The sequence below is a fragment of the Pseudomonas corrugata genome, from assembly GCF_001269905.1.
GTDB classification, from domain to species: domain Bacteria; phylum Pseudomonadota; class Gammaproteobacteria; order Pseudomonadales; family Pseudomonadaceae; genus Aquipseudomonas; species Aquipseudomonas corrugata.
Genome location: NZ_LHVK01000003.1, coordinates 799,184 through 818,780, shown reverse-complemented (window position 1 = coordinate 818,780; position 19,597 = coordinate 799,184). Strand labels below are relative to the sequence as shown.

At 61.6% G+C, this 19,597-nt stretch carries 19 protein-coding genes; 14 read left to right on the top strand and 5 right to left on the bottom strand.

Going from position 1 to position 19,597, the window contains the following annotated elements; all coding sequences use genetic code 11:
* From AD665_RS04090 to AD665_RS04065, 6 genes are all read left to right on the top strand, one after another.
* Positions 1-822: an NAD-dependent epimerase/dehydratase family protein gene (locus AD665_RS04090; protein WP_024777388.1), complete on the top strand. Its 822-nt coding sequence runs from the start codon at positions 1-3 to the stop codon at positions 820-822.
* A 43-nt stretch (positions 823-865) separates the two neighbouring features.
* A complete protein-coding gene (locus AD665_RS04085) occupies positions 866-1,771 on the top strand; it encodes an SMP-30/gluconolactonase/LRE family protein (protein WP_024777387.1) in 906 nt (301 codons plus the stop codon).
* Positions 1,772-1,825: 54 nt separating this feature from the next.
* Complete coding sequence (locus AD665_RS04080) at positions 1,826-2,803, top strand: TRAP transporter substrate-binding protein (RefSeq protein ID WP_053191061.1); 978 nt, start codon at positions 1,826-1,828, stop codon at positions 2,801-2,803.
* Positions 2,804-2,876: 73 nt separating this feature from the next.
* Positions 2,877-3,404: a TRAP transporter small permease gene (locus tag AD665_RS04075; RefSeq protein ID WP_024777385.1), complete on the top strand. Its 528-nt coding sequence runs from the start codon at positions 2,877-2,879 to the stop codon at positions 3,402-3,404.
* The gene (locus AD665_RS04070; protein ID WP_053191059.1) at positions 3,404-4,684 is read left to right on the top strand and encodes a TRAP transporter large permease; all 1,281 of its coding nucleotides are present in this window, start codon (positions 3,404-3,406) and stop codon (positions 4,682-4,684) included. Before AD665_RS04075 ends, AD665_RS04070 begins: the two co-directional genes overlap by 1 nt.
* A 221-nt stretch (positions 4,685-4,905) precedes the next feature.
* Positions 4,906-5,775, top strand: a complete 870-nt coding sequence (locus tag AD665_RS04065) for an aldose 1-epimerase (protein WP_024777383.1) — start codon at positions 4,906-4,908, stop codon at positions 5,773-5,775.
* A 132-nt stretch (positions 5,776-5,907) separates the two neighbouring features.
* Here the strand turns inward: AD665_RS04065 and bkdR are convergent, their stop codons facing one another.
* Positions 5,908-6,396, bottom strand: coding sequence for a Bkd operon transcriptional regulator BkdR (gene bkdR, locus AD665_RS04060; RefSeq protein ID WP_003202929.1), 489 nt, complete (start codon positions 6,394-6,396; stop codon positions 5,908-5,910).
* A gap of 191 nt (positions 6,397-6,587) precedes the next feature.
* Between bkdR and AD665_RS04055 the strand changes: the two genes are divergently transcribed.
* The 5 genes from AD665_RS04055 (at position 6,588) to AD665_RS04035 (ending at position 12,807) form a co-directional block, all read left to right on the top strand.
* Complete coding sequence (locus tag AD665_RS04055; protein ID WP_024777382.1) at positions 6,588-7,823, top strand: 3-methyl-2-oxobutanoate dehydrogenase (2-methylpropanoyl-transferring) subunit alpha; 1,236 nt, start codon at positions 6,588-6,590, stop codon at positions 7,821-7,823.
* 1 nt (position 7,824) lies between these two features.
* Positions 7,825-8,883 (top strand): alpha-ketoacid dehydrogenase subunit beta, encoded by a 1,059-nt coding sequence (locus AD665_RS04050; RefSeq protein ID WP_024777381.1) that lies wholly within the window; start codon positions 7,825-7,827, stop codon positions 8,881-8,883.
* Positions 8,884-10,158 carry a dihydrolipoamide acetyltransferase family protein gene (locus tag AD665_RS04045; RefSeq protein ID WP_053191057.1) on the top strand — a complete coding sequence of 425 codons (1,275 nt, stop codon included), beginning with the start codon at positions 8,884-8,886 and terminating at the stop codon, positions 10,156-10,158.
* A 14-nt stretch (positions 10,159-10,172) separates the two neighbouring features.
* A complete protein-coding gene (gene lpdA, locus AD665_RS04040) occupies positions 10,173-11,558 on the top strand; it encodes a dihydrolipoyl dehydrogenase (RefSeq protein ID WP_053191055.1) in 1,386 nt (461 codons plus the stop codon).
* Between the two features lie 229 nt (positions 11,559-11,787).
* Positions 11,788-12,807 (top strand): branched-chain amino acid aminotransferase, encoded by a 1,020-nt coding sequence (locus tag AD665_RS04035; RefSeq protein WP_024777378.1) that lies wholly within the window; start codon positions 11,788-11,790, stop codon positions 12,805-12,807.
* 107 nt (positions 12,808-12,914) lie between these two features.
* Here the strand turns inward: AD665_RS04035 and AD665_RS04030 are convergent, their stop codons facing one another.
* A complete protein-coding gene (locus AD665_RS04030; RefSeq protein WP_053191053.1) occupies positions 12,915-13,670 on the bottom strand; it encodes an ArsR/SmtB family transcription factor in 756 nt (251 codons plus the stop codon).
* 82 nt (positions 13,671-13,752) lie between these two features.
* On the opposite strand from AD665_RS04030, the gene AD665_RS04025 reads away from it, so the two are divergent.
* A complete protein-coding gene (locus tag AD665_RS04025) occupies positions 13,753-14,886 on the top strand; it encodes a cytochrome P450 (protein WP_053191051.1) in 1,134 nt (377 codons plus the stop codon).
* A gap of 15 nt (positions 14,887-14,901) precedes the next feature.
* Here the strand turns inward: AD665_RS04025 and AD665_RS04020 are convergent, their stop codons facing one another.
* Complete coding sequence (locus AD665_RS04020; protein ID WP_024777375.1) at positions 14,902-15,243, bottom strand: FKBP-type peptidyl-prolyl cis-trans isomerase; 342 nt, start codon at positions 15,241-15,243, stop codon at positions 14,902-14,904.
* Between the two features lie 177 nt (positions 15,244-15,420).
* Between AD665_RS04020 and AD665_RS04015 the strand changes: the two genes are divergently transcribed.
* Together AD665_RS04015 and AD665_RS04010 are read left to right on the top strand one after the other, a co-directional pair.
* Complete coding sequence (locus tag AD665_RS04015; protein ID WP_053191049.1) at positions 15,421-16,482, top strand: M4 family metallopeptidase; 1,062 nt, start codon at positions 15,421-15,423, stop codon at positions 16,480-16,482.
* Entirely contained in the window at positions 16,482-16,805 is a 324-nt protein-coding gene (locus tag AD665_RS04010) for a protealysin inhibitor emfourin (RefSeq protein WP_024777373.1), read from the top strand. The genes AD665_RS04015 and AD665_RS04010 overlap by 1 nt, the downstream gene beginning before the upstream one ends.
* 26 nt (positions 16,806-16,831) lie before the next feature.
* Here AD665_RS04010 and AD665_RS04005 read toward each other — a convergent pair whose 3' ends face one another.
* Entirely contained in the window at positions 16,832-17,140 is a 309-nt protein-coding gene (locus AD665_RS04005; protein ID WP_024777372.1) for an RcnB family protein, read from the bottom strand.
* Between the two features lie 310 nt (positions 17,141-17,450).
* Positions 17,451-19,529 (bottom strand): putative bifunctional diguanylate cyclase/phosphodiesterase, encoded by a 2,079-nt coding sequence (locus AD665_RS04000; RefSeq protein ID WP_024777371.1) that lies wholly within the window; start codon positions 19,527-19,529, stop codon positions 17,451-17,453.
* Positions 19,530-19,597 lie beyond the last annotated feature (68 nt).

Genomic DNA, 19,597 nt, shown 5'->3' with positions numbered 1-19,597 from the left:
ATGACTACCACACACATTCGTCACCCCTTCAATCGCTTGTTGCTGACCGGCGCCAGCGGCGGCCTGGGCAAAGTCCTGCGCGAACGCCTCAAGCCTTTCGCCCGGCACATTCGCCTGTCAGACATCGCCAACATGGCGCCCGCCATCGATGAAAGCGAGGAAGTGGTGCTGTGCGACCTGTCCGACAAGCAGGCGGTGCATCAACTGGTGGAAGGCGTCGATGCGATCCTGCATTTTGGTGGTGTGTCGGTAGAACGCCCATTCGAAGAAATCCTCGGCGCCAACATCAGCGGCGTGTTCCATATCTATGAAGCCGCCCGCAAGCACGGCGTCAAGCGCGTCATTTTCGCCAGTTCCAACCACGTCATCGGTTTCTACAAGCAGGACGAAGCCCTCGATGCCCTTTCCCCTCGCCGTCCGGATGGCTACTACGGCCTGTCCAAATCCTACGGCGAAGACATGGCCAGCTTCTACTTCGATCGCTATGGCATCGAGACCGTCAGCATCCGCATCGGCTCTTCGTTCGTCGAACCCCAGAACCGCCGGATGATGAGTACCTGGCTGAGCTACGACGACCTCACCCAACTGATCGAATGCTCGCTCTACACGCCAGAAGTCGGGCATACCGTGGTGTACGGCATGTCCGCAAACCGTGACGTCTGGTGGGACAACAGCCACGCCGCGCACCTGGGCTATAAGCCCAAGGACAGCTCCGAGATTTTCCGCGCCAAGGTCGAAGCGCAGCCAATGCCGGCCGCCGATGACCCGGCCAGGATCTACCAGGGCGGTGCTTTCGTAGCGGCCGGTCCGTTCGACGACTGATTCACCTGTATTTCATGGGATACGAATGCACAAGGGAATCACCATGCAAGCTGAATTGATTGTCGACGCACGCAACGCCGTCGGGGAAAGCCCGGTCTGGGTCCCCGAGGAAAACGCGCTGTATTGGGTGGACATCCCCAGCGGCGGCCTGCAGTGCTGGAACGCCGGGACCGGTCAACTCAAGGGCTGGGAAGCTCCCGAGATGCTCGCCTGTATCGCCCGCCACCAGAACGGTGGCTGGATCGCCGGCATGGAGAGCGGTTTCTTTCGCCTGCATCCCAACGATGACGGCAGCCTGGACAGCGAACTGCATGCGAATGTCGAGCACAGCCGCACTGACATGCGCCTCAACGATGGTCGCTGCGACCGCCAGGGGCGTTTCTGGGCCGGCAGCATGGTGCTGAACATGGGCGCCAACGTCGACCAGGGCCGGATGTATCGATATGACGCTGGCCAGCGCAGCCCGGTCGAGGCGCAGTTGAGCGGCTTCATCGTGCCTAACGGCCTCGGTTTCAGCCCGGACGGACGGACGATGTACCTCTCCGACTCCCACCCTCTGGTGCAACAGATCTGGGCCTTCGACTACGACACCGACAGCGGGACGCCCTCCAACCGGCGACTGTTCGTCGACATGCAGCCCTTGGCCGGACGCCCGGACGGCGCAGCGGTGGACGCCGAAGGTTGCTACTGGATCTGCGCCAACGACGCCGGGCTGATCCATCGTTTTACCCCGGATGGCCGGCTGGACCGCTCGCTGGCCGTACCGGTGAAGAAGCCGACGATGTGCGCTTTTGGCGGCAGTCGTCTGGAGACTCTGTTCGTCACCTCGATCCGCCCCGGCGACGACACCGACCCACAGTCCCTGGCCGGAGGCGTATTTGCCCTCAACCCGGGCGTCAGGGGCCTGGCCGAACCCGCTTTCGGGGGAGTGAACATTCCCGCCAACTGACCTGCAACGCCGTTTCACTCGATAGCTATAAAAACAACAAGACTGGAGATTGACATGAATTTCAAACGCACACTTTTGATCGCCGCGCTTCCCCTGGCCTTCCTGGCCCAGTCGGCGCAAGCCCTGGAGATCAAGTTCGCCGACATCCACCCCGAAGGCTACCCCACCGTGGAAGCGGAAAAGGTCCTGGGCAAGACTCTGGTCGACGAAAGCAAGGGCATGAAGGACCCTATTACTTTCAAGATGTACTCCGGTGGCGTATTGGGCTCCGAGAAGGAAGTTGTCGAGCAACTTCAAGTGGGGGCAATACAAATGGCCCGCGTCAGCCTGGGCATCGTCGGCCCCGTGGTGCCGGACGTGAACGTTTTCAACATGCCATTCGTGTTCCGCGACCAGGCGCACATGCGCAAAGTCATTGACGGTGAAATCGGCCAGGAAATCCTCGACAAGATCACCAACTCCGAATTCAACCTGGTGGCCTTGGCCTGGATGGACGGTGGCACGCGTAACCTCTACACGAAGAAGCCTGTGCGCAAGCCCGAAGACATGCATGGCATGAAAATCCGGGTAATGGGCAACCCGATGTTCATCGAAACCCTCAATGCCATGGGCGGTAACGGGATCGCAATGGACACTGGTGAAATCTTCAGCGCCCTGCAGACAGGCGTCATCGACGGCGCGGAAAACAACCCGCCGACCATGCTCGAACACAACCATTACCAGAACGCCAAGTTCTATAGCCTGACCGGTCACCTGATCCTGCCTGAGCCGGTGGTGATGTCCAAGTTCACCTGGGAAAAACTCACCCCGGAGCAGCAGGAACTGGTGAAAAAAGCCGCCAGGCAATCTCAGCTGGACGAGCGCGTGCTGTGGGACAAGAAGACCGTTGCCAGTGAAGAGAAACTCAAGGCGGCAGGCGTCGAATTCATCACCGTGGACAAGAAACCCTTCTACGACGCCACCGCGCCGATCCGCGCCAAATACGGCGCTCCGTATGCCGATCTGATCAAGCGTATCGAAGCCGTTCAGTAATACCCCTTACTAGTACCCTGAAAGGCCTGGCGCGCCGGATATCTCCCGGCGCGCCCGGTTACGGTGGAACCCGATGAAGAATTTACTGCTGCGTATCAATGACACGATCTACATGACTTGCATCTGGGTCGCCGGTCTCTCTGTCCTGGCAATTGCGCTAATGATTCCCTGGGGTGTTTTTGCCCGCTACGTGTTGGGTAGCGGCTCGAGCTGGCCGGAACCCACCGCCATCTTGCTGATGATCGTTTTCACATTCATCGGCGCCGCCGCCAGCTATCGCGCTGGCGCACACATGGCCGTGGACATGCTCACCAATCGCATGCCTCCCGCCTTGAAAGTCATCTGCTCGGTAGTCTCCCAATTACTGATGGCTGCGATCTGCCTTTTCATGATCGTCGGCGGCACCAAACTGTGCATCGCCACGTGGAACCAGTTCATGAGCGCCCTTCCCACCCTGCGGGTCGGCATCACATATATGCCCATTCCGATCGGTGGTTGCCTGACATTGGTGTTTGTCCTGGAAAAACTCTTGCTGGGTGATCAAAGCCAGCGTCGGGTCGTGCAGTTCGACCTGGTTGAAGAAAACGAAGGTGCCGCTTAATGGACGCTCTGATTCTGCTGGGCAGTTTTTTCGTATTGGTCCTGATCGGCATGCCGGTCGCCTATGCACTGGGCGCTGCCGCCCTGATCGGCGCATGGTGGATCGATATTCCGTATCAGGCCGTGATGATTCAGGTGGCGGGTGGGGTGAACAAGTTCTCCCTGCTGGCCATTCCCTTCTTCGTGCTGGCAGGTGCAATCATGGCCGAAGGCGGCATGTCTCGCCGCCTGGTGGCTTTCGCCGGTGTTCTGGTCGGGTTCGTGCGCGGCGGCCTGTCGCTGGTCAACCTCATGGCATCGACCTTCTTCGGTGCAATCTCCGGGTCTTCGGTGGCCGACACCGCCTCGGTTGGTTCAGTGCTGATCCCTGAAATGGAACGCCGCGGCTACCCACGGGAATTCTCCACGGCGGTCACCGTCAGTGGCTCGGTCCAGGCGTTGCTGACCCCGCCAAGCCACAACGCGGTGTTGTACTCCCTGGCAGCCGGCGGGACGGTTTCCATCGGAGCACTGTTCATGGCAGGTATCGTACCCGGCCTGCTGATGAATGCATGCCTGATGGCGCTGTGCCTGATCTTCGCGAAGAAGCGCAATTACCCCAAGGGCGAAGTGATTCCCCTCGAGCAAGCGCTGAAAATCTGCCGGGAAGCCATGTGGGGCATGATGACCATGTTCATCATCCTTGGCGGCATTCTGTCGGGTGTGTTCACCGCCACTGAATCAGCAGCCATCGCCGTAATCTGGGCATTCTTCGTGACCATGTGCATCTATCGCGACTACAAATGGAGCGAGTTGCCCAAACTGATGCATCGCACGGTACGCACCATCTCCATCGTGATGATCCTGATCGGCTTCGCCGCCAGCTTCGGCTACATCATGACGTTGATGCAGATCCCGGCGAAGATCACCACCCTGTTCCTGACCATCTCCGACAACCGCTATGTGATCCTGATGTGCATCAACGCGATGCTGCTGATCCTCGGCACCGTGATGGACATGGCGCCACTGATCCTGATCCTGACGCCAATCCTGATGCCGGTAATCATGGGCATCGGGGTGGACCCGGTACAGTTCGGCATGATCATGCTGGTGAACCTGGGTATCGGCCTGATTACGCCACCGGTGGGTGCGGTGCTGTTCGTCGGCTCGGCTATCGGCAAGGTGAGCATTGAATCCACCGTCAAGGCGCTGCTGCCCTTCTACGGCATGCTGTTCCTGGTACTGCTGGCCGTGACCTATATCCCTGCGATCTCGCTGTGGCTGCCGCATCTGGTGTTGTAACTCGAAGCAATCCCCTTGTGGCGAGGGGATTCATCGAAACGTCGCACCGCCCCGCTGGGCTGCGCAGCAGCTCCAAAACCTCCCGACTCGGTGTGTCAGACAGATTGAGTCTGCTGTGATGGGGCTGCTGTGCAGCCCAGCGGGGCGGTGCGACGTTTCGCGAAATCCCCTCGCCACAACAGCGTTCGCATTAGACCCTCTCCTCAGCAGGCAAGATGATCATGACGCCCCCCCTATTACACCTCGAAGACAAGTTGACCCGCCTCACCGTGGCGCCACACCTGGGTGCCAGCCTGGTCAGTTGGACCTTGCGCAGCGACGGTCATCCCTTGCTGCGGCCACCCGCACCACAAGCACTGGAAAACCGCCTGCCCGGGAAACTCGGCTGTTTTCCATTGATTCCCTGGTCGAACCGGATTGCCAACGGCGGCTTCGATTGCCCCGGTGGCTGGCTGGCACTGGAGACCAACAGCCCCAACGACCCTTTGCCAATTCACGGCAGCGCCTGGCAACAAGCGTGGCAGGTGATCGAGCAAGGCCCTCAAGAGGCGTTGCTGCAACTGCACAGCCAATACCCGTTCGCCTACTGCGCCAGCCTGCGAATCCGCCTGGACGATGGCCACTTGCAGATCTCGATGCACGTCACCCACCTGGCCGAACAGGCGGCCTGGCATGGGTTGGGCTTGCATCCCTACTTTCCGCGCACCGCTGCTACCCGCCTGCAGACCCGTGCCACCAACGTCTGGCTGTGTGATGCCACAAAGCTGCCGACGGAACTGAGCGATGTTCCCGCGCACTGGGACTTCCAGCAGCCTCGCGTCCTGCCGGATACCCTCGTGGACAATGGTTTCGGCGGTTGGGACGGACACTGCCTGATTGAGCAACCCGACCTTGGCTATGCACTGGAATGCCGGGCCAGCGGTAGCGATTACTTCCTATTGTATTGCCCCGTGGGCCTGGACTTCTTCTGCATTGAACCGGTCAGCCACCCGGTCAACGCCCACCACTTGCCAGCACGACCGGGGTTGCGCCTGCTGGAGCAAGGGCAGTCGGTGGCGCTGGGGTTTTCGATGCAGTGCCGGCTGCTGTGAATTCCTGCTGACCACGCCCATGGGAGTTGCAAAGCTGCGATCTTTCGCTCCTGAGACTGCATTTGCAGGACGTCTTGGGCCCTCACTAAGCTACGGAGCGCTCCCACAGGGATTGCGGCTATCCATTGATGTTCAGGTACCCAAGGTCAATCCATTCGCTGGCAGCGGCAACGCCGTCTTGTAGCGAACCTGCTTGAGCGCAAAGCTGGAGCGGATATTTGCTACCCCCGGGACCTTGGTCAGGAAGTCCATCATGAACCGCTCCAGGGACTGGATCGTCGGCACCAGCACGCGGATCAGGTAATCCGGATCGCCCGCCATCAGGTAGCACTCCATCACCTCGGGTCGATCGGAGATCGCCTCTTCGAAATGCTGCAGAGCCTCCTCCACCTGCTTCTCCAGGCTGACGTGGATGAATACATTGACGTGCAGGCCCAGCAGATCGGCGTCCAGCAGCGTGACTTGCTCGCGGATCACTCCCAACTCCTCCATGGCCCGTACGCGGTTGAAGCACGGCGTCGGCGAAAGGTTGACCGAGCGGGCAAGATCGGCGTTGGTGATGCGGGCGTTCTCCTGAAGGCTGTTCAGAATGCCGATGTCGGTGCGATCCAGTTTACGCATGAGACAGATATTCCTGTTTTTTATCGTTGTGCAGATTTTTTATCTGCAAATAGTCCGAACAGCAAGCCAACAGAGAAAAATATTCTTCACGGTCGAGCCTATGATTGTTGTAGGACAATTCTCCGTACCCGGGAGACTTGTCAGCTAGCGCGCCCACTACAAGAAATTCACAAGATCGAGCGTAGAAAGCCATGAACCCAGCGTACGAACCGCTACGCCTGCACGTCCCTGAACCTTCGGGCCGTCCCGGCTGCAAGACCGACTTCTCCTACCTGCATCTGAGCGATGCGGGCACGGTGCGCAAACCGTCCATCGATGTTGAGCCGTCCGATACCGCCGACCTGGCCCGAAGCCTGATCCGCGTGCTCGACGACCAGGGCAATGCCCACGGTCCATGGGCCGAAGACGTGCCCCTCGACATTCTGCGCAAGGGCATGCGCGCCATGCTCAAGACGCGGATCTACGACAACCGCATGGTGGTCGCCCAACGCCAGAAAAAGATGTCGTTCTACATGCAGAGCCTCGGCGAGGAAGCCATCGGCAGCGGCCAGGCCCTGGCGCTGAACATCGACGACATGTGCTTCCCTACCTATCGCCAGCAAAGCATCCTGATGGCCCGTGACGTGTCTTTGGTGGACATGATCTGCCAACTGCTGTCCAACGAGCGGGACCCGCTCAAGGGCCGCCAGTTGCCGATCATGTATTCGGTCAAGGAAGCCGGCTTCTTCACCATTTCCGGCAACCTCGCCACGCAGTTCATCCAGGGTGTGGGTTGGGGCATGGCCTCGGCGATCAAGGGCGATACCAAGATCGCATCGGCCTGGATCGGTGACGGCGCCACCGCCGAGTCGGATTTTCACACCGCCCTCACCTTCGCCCACGTCTATCGGGCGCCGGTGATCCTCAACGTGGTCAACAACCAGTGGGCAATCTCCACCTTCCAGGCCATTGCCGGCGGTGAAGCCACCACCTTCGCCGGACGCGGCGTCGGTTGTGGCATCGCCTCGCTGCGGGTCGACGGCAACGACTTCATGGCCGTCTATGCCGCCTCGCGCTGGGCCGCTGAACGCGCCCGTCGCAACCTCGGGCCGACTCTGATCGAATGGGTCACCTACCGCGCCGGTCCGCACTCCACCTCCGACGATCCCTCCAAGTACCGTCCTGCCGATGACTGGAGTCATTTCCCGCTGGGCGACCCGATTGCCCGTCTCAAGCAGCACATGATCCGCATCGGCCAATGGTCGGAAGAAGAGCACGCCGCCGTCACCGCCGAGCTGGAGGCCCAGATCATCGCGGCCCAGAAGGAAGCTGAACAGTACGGCACCCTCGCCGGCGGCCAGGTGCCGAGCGCCGCGACAATGTTCGAAGACGTCTACAAAGAGATGCCGGAGCACTTGAAGCGCCAGCGTCAGCAGTTGGGGATCTGACATGAACGATCACAACAACACTATTGCGCTGGATACCGCCATGACCACTACCACCATGACCATGATCCAGGCCCTGCGCTCGGCCATGGACGTGATGCTCGAGCGCGACGACAACGTCGTGGTGTTCGGCCAGGACGTGGGTTACTTCGGCGGCGTGTTCCGCTGCACCGAAGGCCTGCAGAACAAATACGGCACCTCGCGGGTGTTCGATGCGCCGATCTCCGAAAGCGGCATCGTCGGCGTGGCCGTGGGCATGGGCGCCTACGGATTGCGACCGGTGGCCGAGATCCAGTTCGCCGACTACGTCTACCCGGCCTCCGACCAGATCATTTCCGAAGCGGCGCGCCTGCGCTATCGCTCGGCCGGCGAGTTCACCGCGCCGATGACCTTGCGCATGCCCTGCGGCGGCGGCATCTATGGCGGCCAGACCCACAGCCAGAGCATCGAGGCAATGTTCACCCAGGTCTGCGGCCTGCGCACTGTGATGCCATCGAACCCTTATGACGCCAAGGGCCTGCTGATCGCCTCCATCGAGAACGATGACCCGGTGATCTTTCTCGAACCCAAGCGCCTGTATAACGGCCCATTCGACGGCCACCACGACCGTCCGGTAACGCCGTGGTCGAAACACCCGACAGCACAAGTACCCGACGGCTATTACACGGTACCGCTGGATGTCGCCGCCATCACCCGCCCTGGCAAGGACGTGACCGTCCTCACCTACGGCACCACGGTGTACGTGTCCCAGGCCGCCGCCGAGGAAACCGGCATCGATGCCGAGGTCATCGACCTGCGCAGCCTGTGGCCGCTGGACCTGGACACCATCGTCAAGTCGGTGAAGAAGACCGGCCGTTGCGTGATCGTCCACGAAGCCACCCGTACCTGCGGCTTCGGTGCCGAGCTGGTGTCGCTGGTCCAGGAACACTGCTTCCATCACCTGGAAGCCCCTATCGAGCGTGTCACCGGTTGGGATACTCCCTACCCGCACGCGCAAGAGTGGGCGTATTTCCCAGGGCCGTCCCGTGTGGGCGCGGCGTTGAAACGGGTCATGGAGGTCTGAATGGGCACGCACGTTATCAAGATGCCGGACATCGGCGAAGGCATCGCGGAAGTAGAATTGGCGGCATGGCACGTCAAGGTTGGAGACCTGGTGACAGAGGATCAGGTCCTGGCCGATGTCATGACTGACAAGGCCATGGTGGACATTCCTTCACCGGTGCATGGCCGGGTCATCGCCCTGGGTGGTGAGCCGGGTGAAGTCATGGCGGTGGGCAGCGAACTGATCCGTATCGAAGTGGAAGGTGCCGGCAACCTGAAGGAATCGGCACAGCCACCGGCTGCGGCTGCGACTTCAGCCGCCGAGCCCGCACCGCCCAAAGCGCCTGAGCCGCTGGCGGAAAAACCTGCCGCCGCGCCCCGCCCGGCCCAGCAACCCCAGGCCCCCGTGGCCCGCAATCCCGACGAGCGCCCACTGGCCTCGCCAGCTGTGCGCAAACACGCCCTGGACCTGGGCATCCAACTGCGTCTGGTCCAGGGCAGCGGCCCTGCCGGCCGGGTACTGCACGAGGATCTGGAAGCGTATCTGGCCCAAGGCCCCTCGACGCCAGCCAAAGGCGGCTCAGGCTACACCGAACGCCACGACGAGCAGCAGATCCCGGTGATCGGCATGCGGCGCAAGATCGCCCAGCGCATGCAGGAAGCCACCCAACGCGCCGCCCATTTCAGCTATGTCGAGGAAATCGACGTTACCGCCCTCGAAGAGCTGCGGGTTCACCTGAATGAAAAACACGGCGCCAGCCGTGGCAAGCTGACCTTGCTGCCATTCCTGGTGCGGGCGCTGGTTGTGGCCTTGCGGGACTTCCCGCAGATGAACGCGCGCTATGACGACGAAGCCCAGGTCATCACCCGATCCGGTGCAGTGCACGTCGGTGTTGCGACCCAGAGCGACGTCGGCCTGATGGTGCCGGTGGTGCGTCATGCCGAGACCCGCAGCCTGTGGGACAGCGCGGCGGAGATCGCACGCCTGGCCACGGCGGCCCGCAATGGCAAGGCCAGCCGCGACGAACTGTCCGGCTCGACCATCACCCTGACCAGCCTCGGCGCGCTGGGCGGGATCGTCAGCACTCCGGTGCTGAACCTGCCTGAAGTGGCGATCGTCGGCGTGAACAAAATCGTCGAGCGGCCTGTGGTCATCAAGGGCCAGGTGGTGATCCGCAAGATGATGAACCTCTCCAGCTCCTTCGATCACCGGGTGGTCGACGGCATGGATGCTGCGCAATTCATCCAGGCCATGCGTGGCCTGCTTGAACAACCCGCCACCTTGTTTGTGAACTGATACCAGGAGCAGGCATGCAACAGACTTTGAACACCACCCTGCTGATCATTGGCGGTGGCCCTGGCGGTTACGTAGCGGCGATCCGCGCTGGCCAGTTGGGCATTCCGACCATTCTCGTAGAAGGCCAGGCACTGGGCGGGACTTGCCTGAACATCGGCTGCATTCCGTCCAAGGCGCTGATCCATGTGGCCGAACAGTTTCATCAGGCAGGACACCATAGCCAGGGCTCTGCCCTGGGTATCACGGTGTCGGCACCGGTGCTGGACATCGACAAGAGCGTGGAATGGAAGAACGGCATCGTCGATCGCCTGACCACCGGCGTTGCGACACTGCTGAAAAAGCACAAGGTCCAGGTCATTCACGGCTGGGCCAAGATCATCGATGGCAAGACCGTTGAAGTCGGCGATACCCGCATCCTGTGCGAACACCTGCTGCTGGCGACCGGCTCGAAAAGCGTCGACCTGCCGATGCTGCCCATCGGTGGCCCCATCGTGTCTTCCACCGAAGCCCTCGCCCCGACCTCGCTGCCCAAGCATCTGGTAGTGGTCGGTGGCGGTTACATCGGCCTGGAATTGGGTATTGCCTACCGCAAGCTCGGTGCCGAAGTCAGCGTCGTGGAAGCCCAGGAACGGATCCTGCCGGCCTACGACGGCGAGCTGACCCAGCCGGTGCATGAGGCGCTCAAGCAATTGGGCGTGAAGTTGTACCTCAAGCACAGCGTCGAGGGTTTCGACGCCCAGGCCAGCATGTTGCAAGTGCGTGACCCCGCCGGCGATACCTTGAACCTGGCCACCGACCGGGTCCTGGTGGCGGTCGGTCGCAAGCCCAATATCCAGGGCTGGAATCTCGAGGCCCTGGACCTGACGATGAACGGTTCGGCAGTGAAAATCGACAGCCGCTGCCAGACCAGCATGCGCAACGTCTGGGCTATCGGCGACCTGAGCGGCGAACCGATGCTCGCCCACCGGGCCATGGCCCAGGGCGAAATGGTTGCCGAACTGATCGCCGGCAAGGCGCGCGAATTCGCCCCGGCGGCCATCCCCGCAGTGTGCTTTACCGATCCAGAGCTGGTGGTGGTGGGCAAGACACCGGACGAGGCCAAGGCAGCCGGCCTGGATTGCATCGTTTCCAGCTTCCCGTTCGCCGCCAACGGTCGGGCGATGACGCTGGAATCGAAGAGTGGTTTCGTACGGGTAGTAGCGCGTCGGGACAACCATGTGATCGTCGGCTGGCAAGCGGTCGGCGTCGGCGTCTCGGAACTGTCCACCGCGTTTGGCCAGTCCCTGGAAATGGGCGCACGGCTGGAAGACATCGCCGGCACCATCCACGCCCATCCGACGCTCGGCGAGGCGGTACAGGAAGCGGCGCTGCGGGCATTGGGGCATGCGTTACATCTGTGAGATAGCGACCTGGGGATCGTTCCCACGCTCCGCGTGGGAATGCAGCCAGGGACGCTCCGCGTCCCAAAGCCGAACGCGGAGCGTCCGTTGAAGTATTCCCACGCGGAGCGTGGGAACAATCATGCGAGTGAGGCTGCGAAATACCCCCGGAATGAAGTATTGTTGTCCCCATCCAAAAAACGTCAGAAGCCTTGACCGTTTCGACGGTTATGAAGATATAGAGGGTGTCATGGGTAACGAGAGCATCAATTGGGACAAGCTGGGCTTTGACTACATCAAGACCGACAAGCGCTACCTGTCGCACTGGCGCAATGGTGCCTGGGACACCGGCACCCTGACCGACGACAACGTGCTGCACATCAGCGAGGGCTCCACTGCCCTGCACTACGGCCAGCAGTGCTTCGAAGGCCTCAAGGCCTACCGCTGCAAGGACGGTTCGATCAACCTGTTCCGCCCGGACCAGAACGCCGCCCGCATGCAGCGCAGCTGCGCCCGCCTGCTGATGCCACACGTCGACACCGAGCAGTTCATCGACGCCTGCAAGCAAGTGGTTCGTGCCAACGAGCGCTTCATTCCACCTTACGGCACCGGCGGCGCGCTGTACCTGCGCCCCTTCGTGATCGGTGTGGGTGACAACATCGGCGTGCGCACCGCACCCGAGTTCATTTTCTCGGTGTTCTGCATTCCGGTCGGTGCCTACTTCAAAGGCGGCCTGACCCCGCACAACTTCCTGATTTCCAGCTTCGACCGCGCCGCCCCACAAGGCACCGGCGCCGCCAAGGTCGGTGGCAACTATGCCGCCAGCCTGATGCCCGGCTCCCTGGCCAAGAAGGCCAGCTTCGCCGACTGCATCTACCTCGACCCGCTGACCCATTCGAAAATCGAAGAAGTCGGCTCGGCCAACTTCTTCGGCATCACCCATGACAACAAATTCGTCACGCCCAACTCCCCGTCAGTCCTGCCGGGCATCACCCGCCTGTCGCTGATCGAGCTGGCCAAGACCCGTCTGGGCCTGGAAGTGGTTGAAGGTGATGTGTTCATCGACAAGCTGTCGGACTTCAAGGAAGCTGGCGCTTGCGGTACCGCGGCGGTAATCACCCCGATCGGAGGCATCAGCTACAAGGACAAGCTGCACGTGTTCCACAGCGAAACCGAAGTCGGCCCGATCACCCAGAAGCTCTATAAAGAGCTGACTGGCGTGCAGACCGGCGACGTTGAGGCGCCGGCTGGCTGGATCGTCAAGGTCTGATCCGATTGTACCGGGGGGCTTGCTCCCCCGCGTGGCGGTGCTGCTGATGACGCCATCGCGAGCGGGCTCGCTCCCACAGGGATTCTCAGTGGTCATGAGGCTTGCGTTCAACGCAAATCCACTGTGGGAGCGAGCCTGCTCGCGATAGCGCCGGCGGGTTCGACATCCCTCTGCGCACTGACACCCAATCGCCCGGGCATTTCCCGGCGCCCCTTGGCCGTCACTGCCAACGCCCGGCTGTCCAGATCCTGGATCACCCACTGGCGCTTGATCGCCAGTTGCAACAACGCCGCCCCCAAGGCACCGCCCAGATGCGGCCGACGCATGCTCCAGTCCAGGCACGGGCAGGCGAATCGGCGTCGTTCACTGGCCAGGGCCTGGGCGTCAATGCCTAACGCCTCGAACAGCATCTTGCCGGATTCGCTCAGCCGATAATCCTGCCCCTCCACCTCCACCAACCACCCGGCTTCGATCATGCGGTCATGCAACCGTACCGCCAGGGTGCCGGCCATGTGGTCATAGCAGGTGCGGGCGAATTGCAGGCGATCCGGGGTACGCGACACAAAAGCCGGCGCGGGCTTCTGACCGATCACCATCAGCGCTTCCAGAGCCTGGGCGACACGCTTGTCCGCCAGGCTGTAGTAGCGATGGCGACCCTGGACATGCAGACGGACCAGGGCCAGGTCCTTGAGCTTCGCCAGATGGGCACTGGCAGTGGAGGCGCTGACCTCGGCAATGCTTGCCAATTCCGTACTGGTGCGGGCATGGCCGTCCATCAACGAACAGAGCATCCGGGTACGCGCCGGTTCGGCAATGGCCGCAGCCACCTGGGACACACCGATATCTGAGTGCTCTGCGTTCATATTTCGCTCCCGGACGAATCAAGCCATGTATCAGCTGGAGATAGTAGCAACACTTTCGCCCTCACGAACAAGGCAGCGCTTCATGGATCCGATCACCGCCGCGACCCATCCCGACCCCTACCCTTACTACGCCAGCCTGCGAGCCCTGGGCGGGCTGACATTCGACGCTCACCTGACACTGTGGATCGCCAGCAGCGCCGAAGCGGTGTGCGCCGTGCTGCGCCACCCCGATTGCCATGTGCGCCCGGCCCACGAACCCGTGCCGAAAGCCATTGCCGATGGCCCTGCCGGCCGGGTATTCGGACGCCTGATGCGCATGAACGAAGGCGAGCGCCAGCACTGCCCCCGATCGGTGATTGCACCGGCGTTGCAGGACATCGATCCGCAACAGGTGGAAACACTGGTCAGGGCCCCTGTCATCACGGAGGCCGCCGAAGGTCTGCACCATGGACAATTCGTCGGACCGACCAGTGTGATAGCCACACTACTGGGCTTCAGTCCAACGCAAAGCCGCCTGGTCAGTGCGCTGACGGGGGATTTCGTCGCCTGCCTGTCGCCCTTGAGTCAAGCGACGCAGTTGCAAGTGGCGCACCGGGCCACCGAGCGATTGGAAGCACTTTTCCGGGAACGCATCGAGGCGCCGCATACCCCCTTGCTGGCGAGTATATGCCGAGGCTTGGCAACCGACCCCGACAGCCTGATCGCCAACCTGATCGGCCTGCTTTCGCAAACCTTTGAAGCCACGGCGGGCTTGATCGGCAACACATTACTGGCGCTGATCCGCGATCCGGCGTTGCGCCGGGCAGTCATGGCCGATCCCAAGCGGATCAGTCTGTTGCTGGCCGAGGTCCAGCGCTTCGACCCTGGCGTGCAAAATACCCGCCGCTTCGTCGCCGCCCCCTGCGAGATCCTGGGCACGACACTGAACCCCGGCGAAGTAATCCTGGTGCTGCTGGCCTCGGCCAACCATGACCCGCGGCTCAACTCGCAACCGGATGACTTCTTGCTGGATCGCCCGAACCGTCGCAGTTTCAGCTTCGGAACCGGGCGTCATGAATGTCCCGGGCAAACCCTGGCGCTGAGCATCGCCCACGCCACGCTCCAAGCGATGCTTGAACGAGAACCGCGATGGGACCGTTTGACCTGGAGCTACCGCCCCTCGATCAACGGACGCATCCCGATGTTCAGCGACCGACCAGGCACCCAAGCACCTTGACGTGCCCCAGCGCCATCAGTCGTCCCTGGTCAGCACTTCCAGCAGTTCGATTTCAAAGATGAGGTTGGCGTTGGGCTTGATGTGGGCACCCATGGATCGCTCGCCATAGGCCAAGTGCGCCGGGACCAGCAGCTTGCGCTTACCGCCGACTTTCATCCCCATCAGGCCCTGGTCCCAGCCCTTGATGACGCGTCCGGTTCCGATCACGCACTGGAAAGGTTTGCCGCGACTGTAGGACGAATCGAACTCGGTGCCGTCCTCGAGGGTGCCGCGGTATTGCGTCGTAATCAGCGCACCTTTGACTACGCTTTTGCCATCGCCCTGTTCCAGGTCAATGATCTGCAGTGCTTCGTTCATGAGCATTACCGTGTGATTTCCAGGCGCGGGTTTTCGCAGAAATCAGCGCGCCTGGCAACTCCAACGGCCTGTGGGCTCAGTCTGCGCCTGCAGATGAACCCCGTGAACAGGAGGGAACCACAGCGTCCGCGTCAGTTCACATGGGTATCGACCCTGTATTCAGATAAGGATGTTCTGATGATCGACTCTCGTGCGCCCCATGGCTTCATTCCTCCCTATATTCTCAATCGCATCATCGCCCACGGTTCCGAACAACAACGCTCCTGTGCCCTCGGCACCCTGACCCATGTGCGCAGCCTGCGGCACAACCCGGGTCCGCCCCACAACCCTGCCGCCACCGCTGCGCCAGCCAAGCCGGACAAGGCCGGACACCCCCAGCGTAGCGTGCACGACGCACAGAACAGAATGGAACTGCCCGGTCAGCCCATACGCCTCGAGGGCCAACCAGCCAGTGGCGATGCGGCCGTGGACGAGGCCTACAACGCCCTGGGCGCCACCTATGACTTCTTCTGGAAAGTCCTGGGCCGTGACTCCATCGACAACAAAGGCTTCGCCCTGGTGGGCAGCGTGCATTATGGCGAAGGCTACGAAAACGCCTTCTGGAACGGCGCGCAGATGGTTTTTGGCGACGGCGACGGGGAAATTTTCCAGCGCTTTACCCGGTCCCTGGACGTCGTGGCCCATGAACTGGCCCATGGCGTTACTGAAAGCGAAGCCGGGTTGATCTATGCCAATCAGTCCGGCGCCCTGAACGAGTCCATGTCCGATGTGTTCGGTGTGCTGGTCAAACAGTTCGTCCTCGAACAGACTGCCGACCAGGCAGACTGGCTGATCGGCGCCGACCTGCTCACCGACAAGATCAACGGCGATGGCCTGCGCAGCATGGCCAATCCTGGCACCGCGTACGATGACCCGCTCCTGGGCAAGGACCCGCAGCCCGCGCACATGCGCCAATTCGTCATCACTCGCGAGGACAACGGTGGTGTGCACATCAACTCCGGTATTCCCAACCGCGCCTTCTATCTGATAGCCACCGCACTGGGCGGATTTGCCTGGGAAAAGGCCGGGCGGATCTGGTATGAAACCTTGTGCGACAGGAAACTGGCCAACGACGCAACCTTCAGTGCCTTCGCCCACCTGACCGTCGAGCATGCCCGCCGACGTTTTGGCGAGCGGGAGGTACGCGCGGTACAGGACGGCTGGGCCCAGGTCGGCGTCAACCTGACCGAGGAAAGCTGATGAAAACCCTTCCAGACCTTGGCGACCACGCCGTGGTGCGCCTGTCACGCCAGGGCGGCGTGGCAGCGATCCATGCCTTGACCCGCCCGCGGGAAATCGAATTCGCCCAATGCGACCTCGACCAACGCACGCGCATCCATTCGGTTCTGGAGGGTTGCCTGCCGCTGACCTCCTCCACCTCGGGTCAGGGGGATCAACGCTTCTTCCAGATCGAAGTACGCTATCGCACTGACGATCAGGACAATGAAATGGTGTTACAGGTGCCCGAGGACCGGGCACCCGGCGAGCTGGTTCACTTGTGGGACAAAGGAGAAGTGCTCTGAAGTCCTAAAGACTTTTCACACAGAGCCTAACGCGTGGCCGGAACGATCTTGACGATCGCGCCGGACACGATTTCGATCAGCAAATACTTGTCGTCGATATGCACCCATTGCTGGTCGTTTGTCGGCTGTTCGAGCTTCTTCTGTTTCCAGTCTTTCATCGCTCTGTCCGCGCGCTGGTAATCGGCGGGTACCCGGTCGTTCTCCACCAGCCTGCGGCCATTGCTCGGCGAATGCTCCAAGGCATCCCCGGTTTTCTCGACCGCTTGTGCGACAGGCCCAAGGGCTCCAAGGCCGACGATCAGGACCAGGCTGGCGATCAGGGTTGGTTTGCGCATAGAAAGACTCCAGTTATCAAGGTACTGAATCTCCGACTTCAACAGCGGCGAATCATTCCTTTTACTGTAGCTACCCACCAAGGTACATAAAACCTGTGGGAGCGGGCTTGCTCGCGAAAGCGGTGTATCTGCCACAAAGATGTTGAATGAACCGCCGCCTTCGCGGGCAAGCCCGGCTCCCACAGGTCCAGCGGCGTACTCGATGTCTCCTGCACCATGACTCCCCCTGTGGGGGCGAGCCTGCTCGCGATGACGGCTCAACTGAACCATCGCTATCGCGAGCAGGCTCGCTCCCACAGGCGATGCTGTTTCAGACCACCGCCAAGTCTGGCACCTTGCGAATATTCTGCAGGAAGCGATCGGCCGGCAGTGGGTGGCCCAGCAGGTAGCCTTGCAGCGAGTCGCAGCCCAGTTGGGTCAGGAAGTCCTGTTGTACGTCGGTCTCAACCCCTTCGGCGACGATCCGCAGGCCAAGGGCCTGGCCGAGGGCGACGATGGCCGAGACGATGGCGGCGTCGTCACTGTCGTGTTCCAGGTCGCGCACGAAGCCGCGATCGATCTTCAGCTCGTTGGCCGGCAGTCGCTTGAGGTACATGAGGCTCGAGTAGCCAGTACCGAAGTCGTCGATGGACAGGTCCACCCCCATATCCGAAAGCTGCTGCAGCACCGTCATGCTGGCATCGGCGTCGCTCATCGCGGTGGTTTCAGTGATTTCCAGGGTCAGGTTGTTGGGCAGCAGATGATGAATCTCCAGCGCCTTGGCGACACTCTGCACCAGCCCGGTGTGGCAGAACTGCAAGGCCGACAGGTTCACAGCGATACGCCAATCGGCATAACCGAGCACGTACCATTCACGCATCTGGCGACAGGCCTCATTCAATACCCATTCGCCGATGGGAATGATCAGCCCGGTCTTTTCCGCCAGGTCGATGAAGGTGTCGGGCATCAACAGGCCCTGGGTCGGATGGTGCCAGCGCAGTAACGCCTCGGCGCCGACCGGACGACCGTTGGCGGCGTCGAACTTGGGTTGGTAATGCAGGCTGAACTGCCGCTGTTCGACGGCGATACGCAAGTCTTGCAGCAACTGCAATTGCTTGCGGGCATTGCTGTTCATCGAGACATCGAAAAAGCTGTAGCCGTTCTTGCCGGCCCCTTTGGCGTGATACATCGCCGCGTCGGCGTTCATCAACAACTCTTCGGCGCTCAGACCATTGCCCGGGAATACCGCGATGCCGACGCTGGCCGAAATCTGCAGATCATGCTCGGCGACCCGGAAAGTGCGGCCGATCAACCCAACCTGGCGCGCCGCCAGCCGCAAGGCATCGTCAGGCTCGGCCAGTTGCACCAGCAGCACGAATTCATCACCACCGATCCGCGCCAGGGTGTCATGGCTGCGCAAATCTTCGCGCAAGCGCAGGGCCACGTCCCGCAGCAGTAAATCCCCCATGTGATGGCCAAAGGCGTCGTTGACCGGCTTGAAGCCGTCCAGGTCGATGAACATCAAGGCGAAGCAGCCACCCTGCTCCTGCACCCGGTGCATGGCTTGGTCGATACGGTCGGCCAGCAGCACTCGGTTGGGCAATCCGGTGAGGGGGTCGTGCAGGGCCAGTTGAGTCAGCTCCCGATTCGCCAGGGTCAACGATTGGGCCAGTTCCGCGGTGCGGGCTTCCAGGCGCGCGTCGAGAATCGACGTCAGCAAGGCGATGGCCAGCACCGCCAGCGTCGTGATCAGCACCACATTGTCCAGGCCTTTACCGCTCAAGCCGTCGAGGGAACCACAGAAGCTGCCCTCCCTGAACTGTGCTCCGGCCATGCCGGTGTAATGCATGCCGACAATGGCGATGCCCATGATCACCGCGGCACCGGCACGGGCCAGTCGTACATGGGGGCTGTTGTGGCGCAGGCGAAAGGCGATCCACAACGCCGCGGCGGAAGCCCCTACCGCGATCACCAGCGAAGCGCCGAACAGCGTCGGGTCGTAGTCGATGCCCGGCTGCATCCGCAAGGCCGCCATGCCGGTGTAATGCATGGCGCTGATGCCGGCGCCCATGATCAGCGCGCCGAAAGCCAACTGCCAGGCCGGCAAACGTGGCTGACTGACCAACCAGAGGGCAAAACCGCTGGAAAGGATGGCGATCAACAACGACAGCGCGGTGATCGACACATCGTAGCCAAGCTCCACCGGCAAGGTGAATGCCAGCATGCCAATGAAATGCATGGACCATATGCCCACCCCCATCGCCAGCGCGCCACCGGCCATCCAGAGATGGGCAGCATGGCCACGGGTGGTAGCGATACGCCCGGCCAGATCCAGCGCAGTGTAGGACGCCAGTATTGCTACCAATAGGGAAATCGAAACAAGGGCGGGGGAATAACTGCCGATGAGCATGGGGAGTTTTTTCTCGTAGCTGAAACGCGAATTGCCTCCATGCCCGGTTGAGGCCGGGATTGTACCCA

Excerpts from the sequence above, each read along its gene's own strand:
- AD665_RS04075 (WP_024777385.1), top strand. The coding sequence starts at position 2,877 with ATGAAGAATTTACTGCTGCGTATCAATGACACGATCTACATGACTTGC.
- AD665_RS04005 (WP_024777372.1), bottom strand. The coding sequence starts at position 17,140 with ATGCGCAAACCAACCCTGATCGCCAGCCTGGTCCTGATCGTCGGCCTT.
- AD665_RS04055 (WP_024777382.1), top strand. The coding sequence starts at position 6,588 with ATGAACCCAGCGTACGAACCGCTACGCCTGCACGTCCCTGAACCTTCG.
- AD665_RS04000 (WP_024777371.1), bottom strand. The coding sequence starts at position 19,529 with ATGCTCATCGGCAGTTATTCCCCCGCCCTTGTTTCGATTTCCCTATTG.
- AD665_RS04045 (WP_053191057.1), top strand. The coding sequence starts at position 8,884 with ATGGGCACGCACGTTATCAAGATGCCGGACATCGGCGAAGGCATCGCG.
- AD665_RS04065 (WP_024777383.1), top strand. The coding sequence starts at position 4,906 with ATGACGCCCCCCCTATTACACCTCGAAGACAAGTTGACCCGCCTCACC.
- AD665_RS04015 (WP_053191049.1), top strand. The coding sequence starts at position 15,421 with ATGATCGACTCTCGTGCGCCCCATGGCTTCATTCCTCCCTATATTCTC.
- AD665_RS04020 (WP_024777375.1), bottom strand. The coding sequence starts at position 15,243 with ATGAACGAAGCACTGCAGATCATTGACCTGGAACAGGGCGATGGCAAA.
- AD665_RS04080 (WP_053191061.1), top strand. The coding sequence starts at position 1,826 with ATGAATTTCAAACGCACACTTTTGATCGCCGCGCTTCCCCTGGCCTTC.
- AD665_RS04050 (WP_024777381.1), top strand. The coding sequence starts at position 7,825 with ATGAACGATCACAACAACACTATTGCGCTGGATACCGCCATGACCACT.
- bkdR (WP_003202929.1), bottom strand. The coding sequence starts at position 6,396 with ATGCGTAAACTGGATCGCACCGACATCGGCATTCTGAACAGCCTTCAG.
- AD665_RS04035 (WP_024777378.1), top strand. The coding sequence starts at position 11,788 with ATGGGTAACGAGAGCATCAATTGGGACAAGCTGGGCTTTGACTACATC.
- AD665_RS04030 (WP_053191053.1), bottom strand. The coding sequence starts at position 13,670 with ATGAACGCAGAGCACTCAGATATCGGTGTGTCCCAGGTGGCTGCGGCC.
- AD665_RS04025 (WP_053191051.1), top strand. The coding sequence starts at position 13,753 with ATGGATCCGATCACCGCCGCGACCCATCCCGACCCCTACCCTTACTAC.
- AD665_RS04010 (WP_024777373.1), top strand. The coding sequence starts at position 16,482 with ATGAAAACCCTTCCAGACCTTGGCGACCACGCCGTGGTGCGCCTGTCA.
- AD665_RS04085 (WP_024777387.1), top strand. The coding sequence starts at position 866 with ATGCAAGCTGAATTGATTGTCGACGCACGCAACGCCGTCGGGGAAAGC.
- lpdA (WP_053191055.1), top strand. The coding sequence starts at position 10,173 with ATGCAACAGACTTTGAACACCACCCTGCTGATCATTGGCGGTGGCCCT.
- AD665_RS04070 (WP_053191059.1), top strand. The coding sequence starts at position 3,404 with ATGGACGCTCTGATTCTGCTGGGCAGTTTTTTCGTATTGGTCCTGATC.
- AD665_RS04090 (WP_024777388.1), top strand. The coding sequence starts at position 1 with ATGACTACCACACACATTCGTCACCCCTTCAATCGCTTGTTGCTGACC.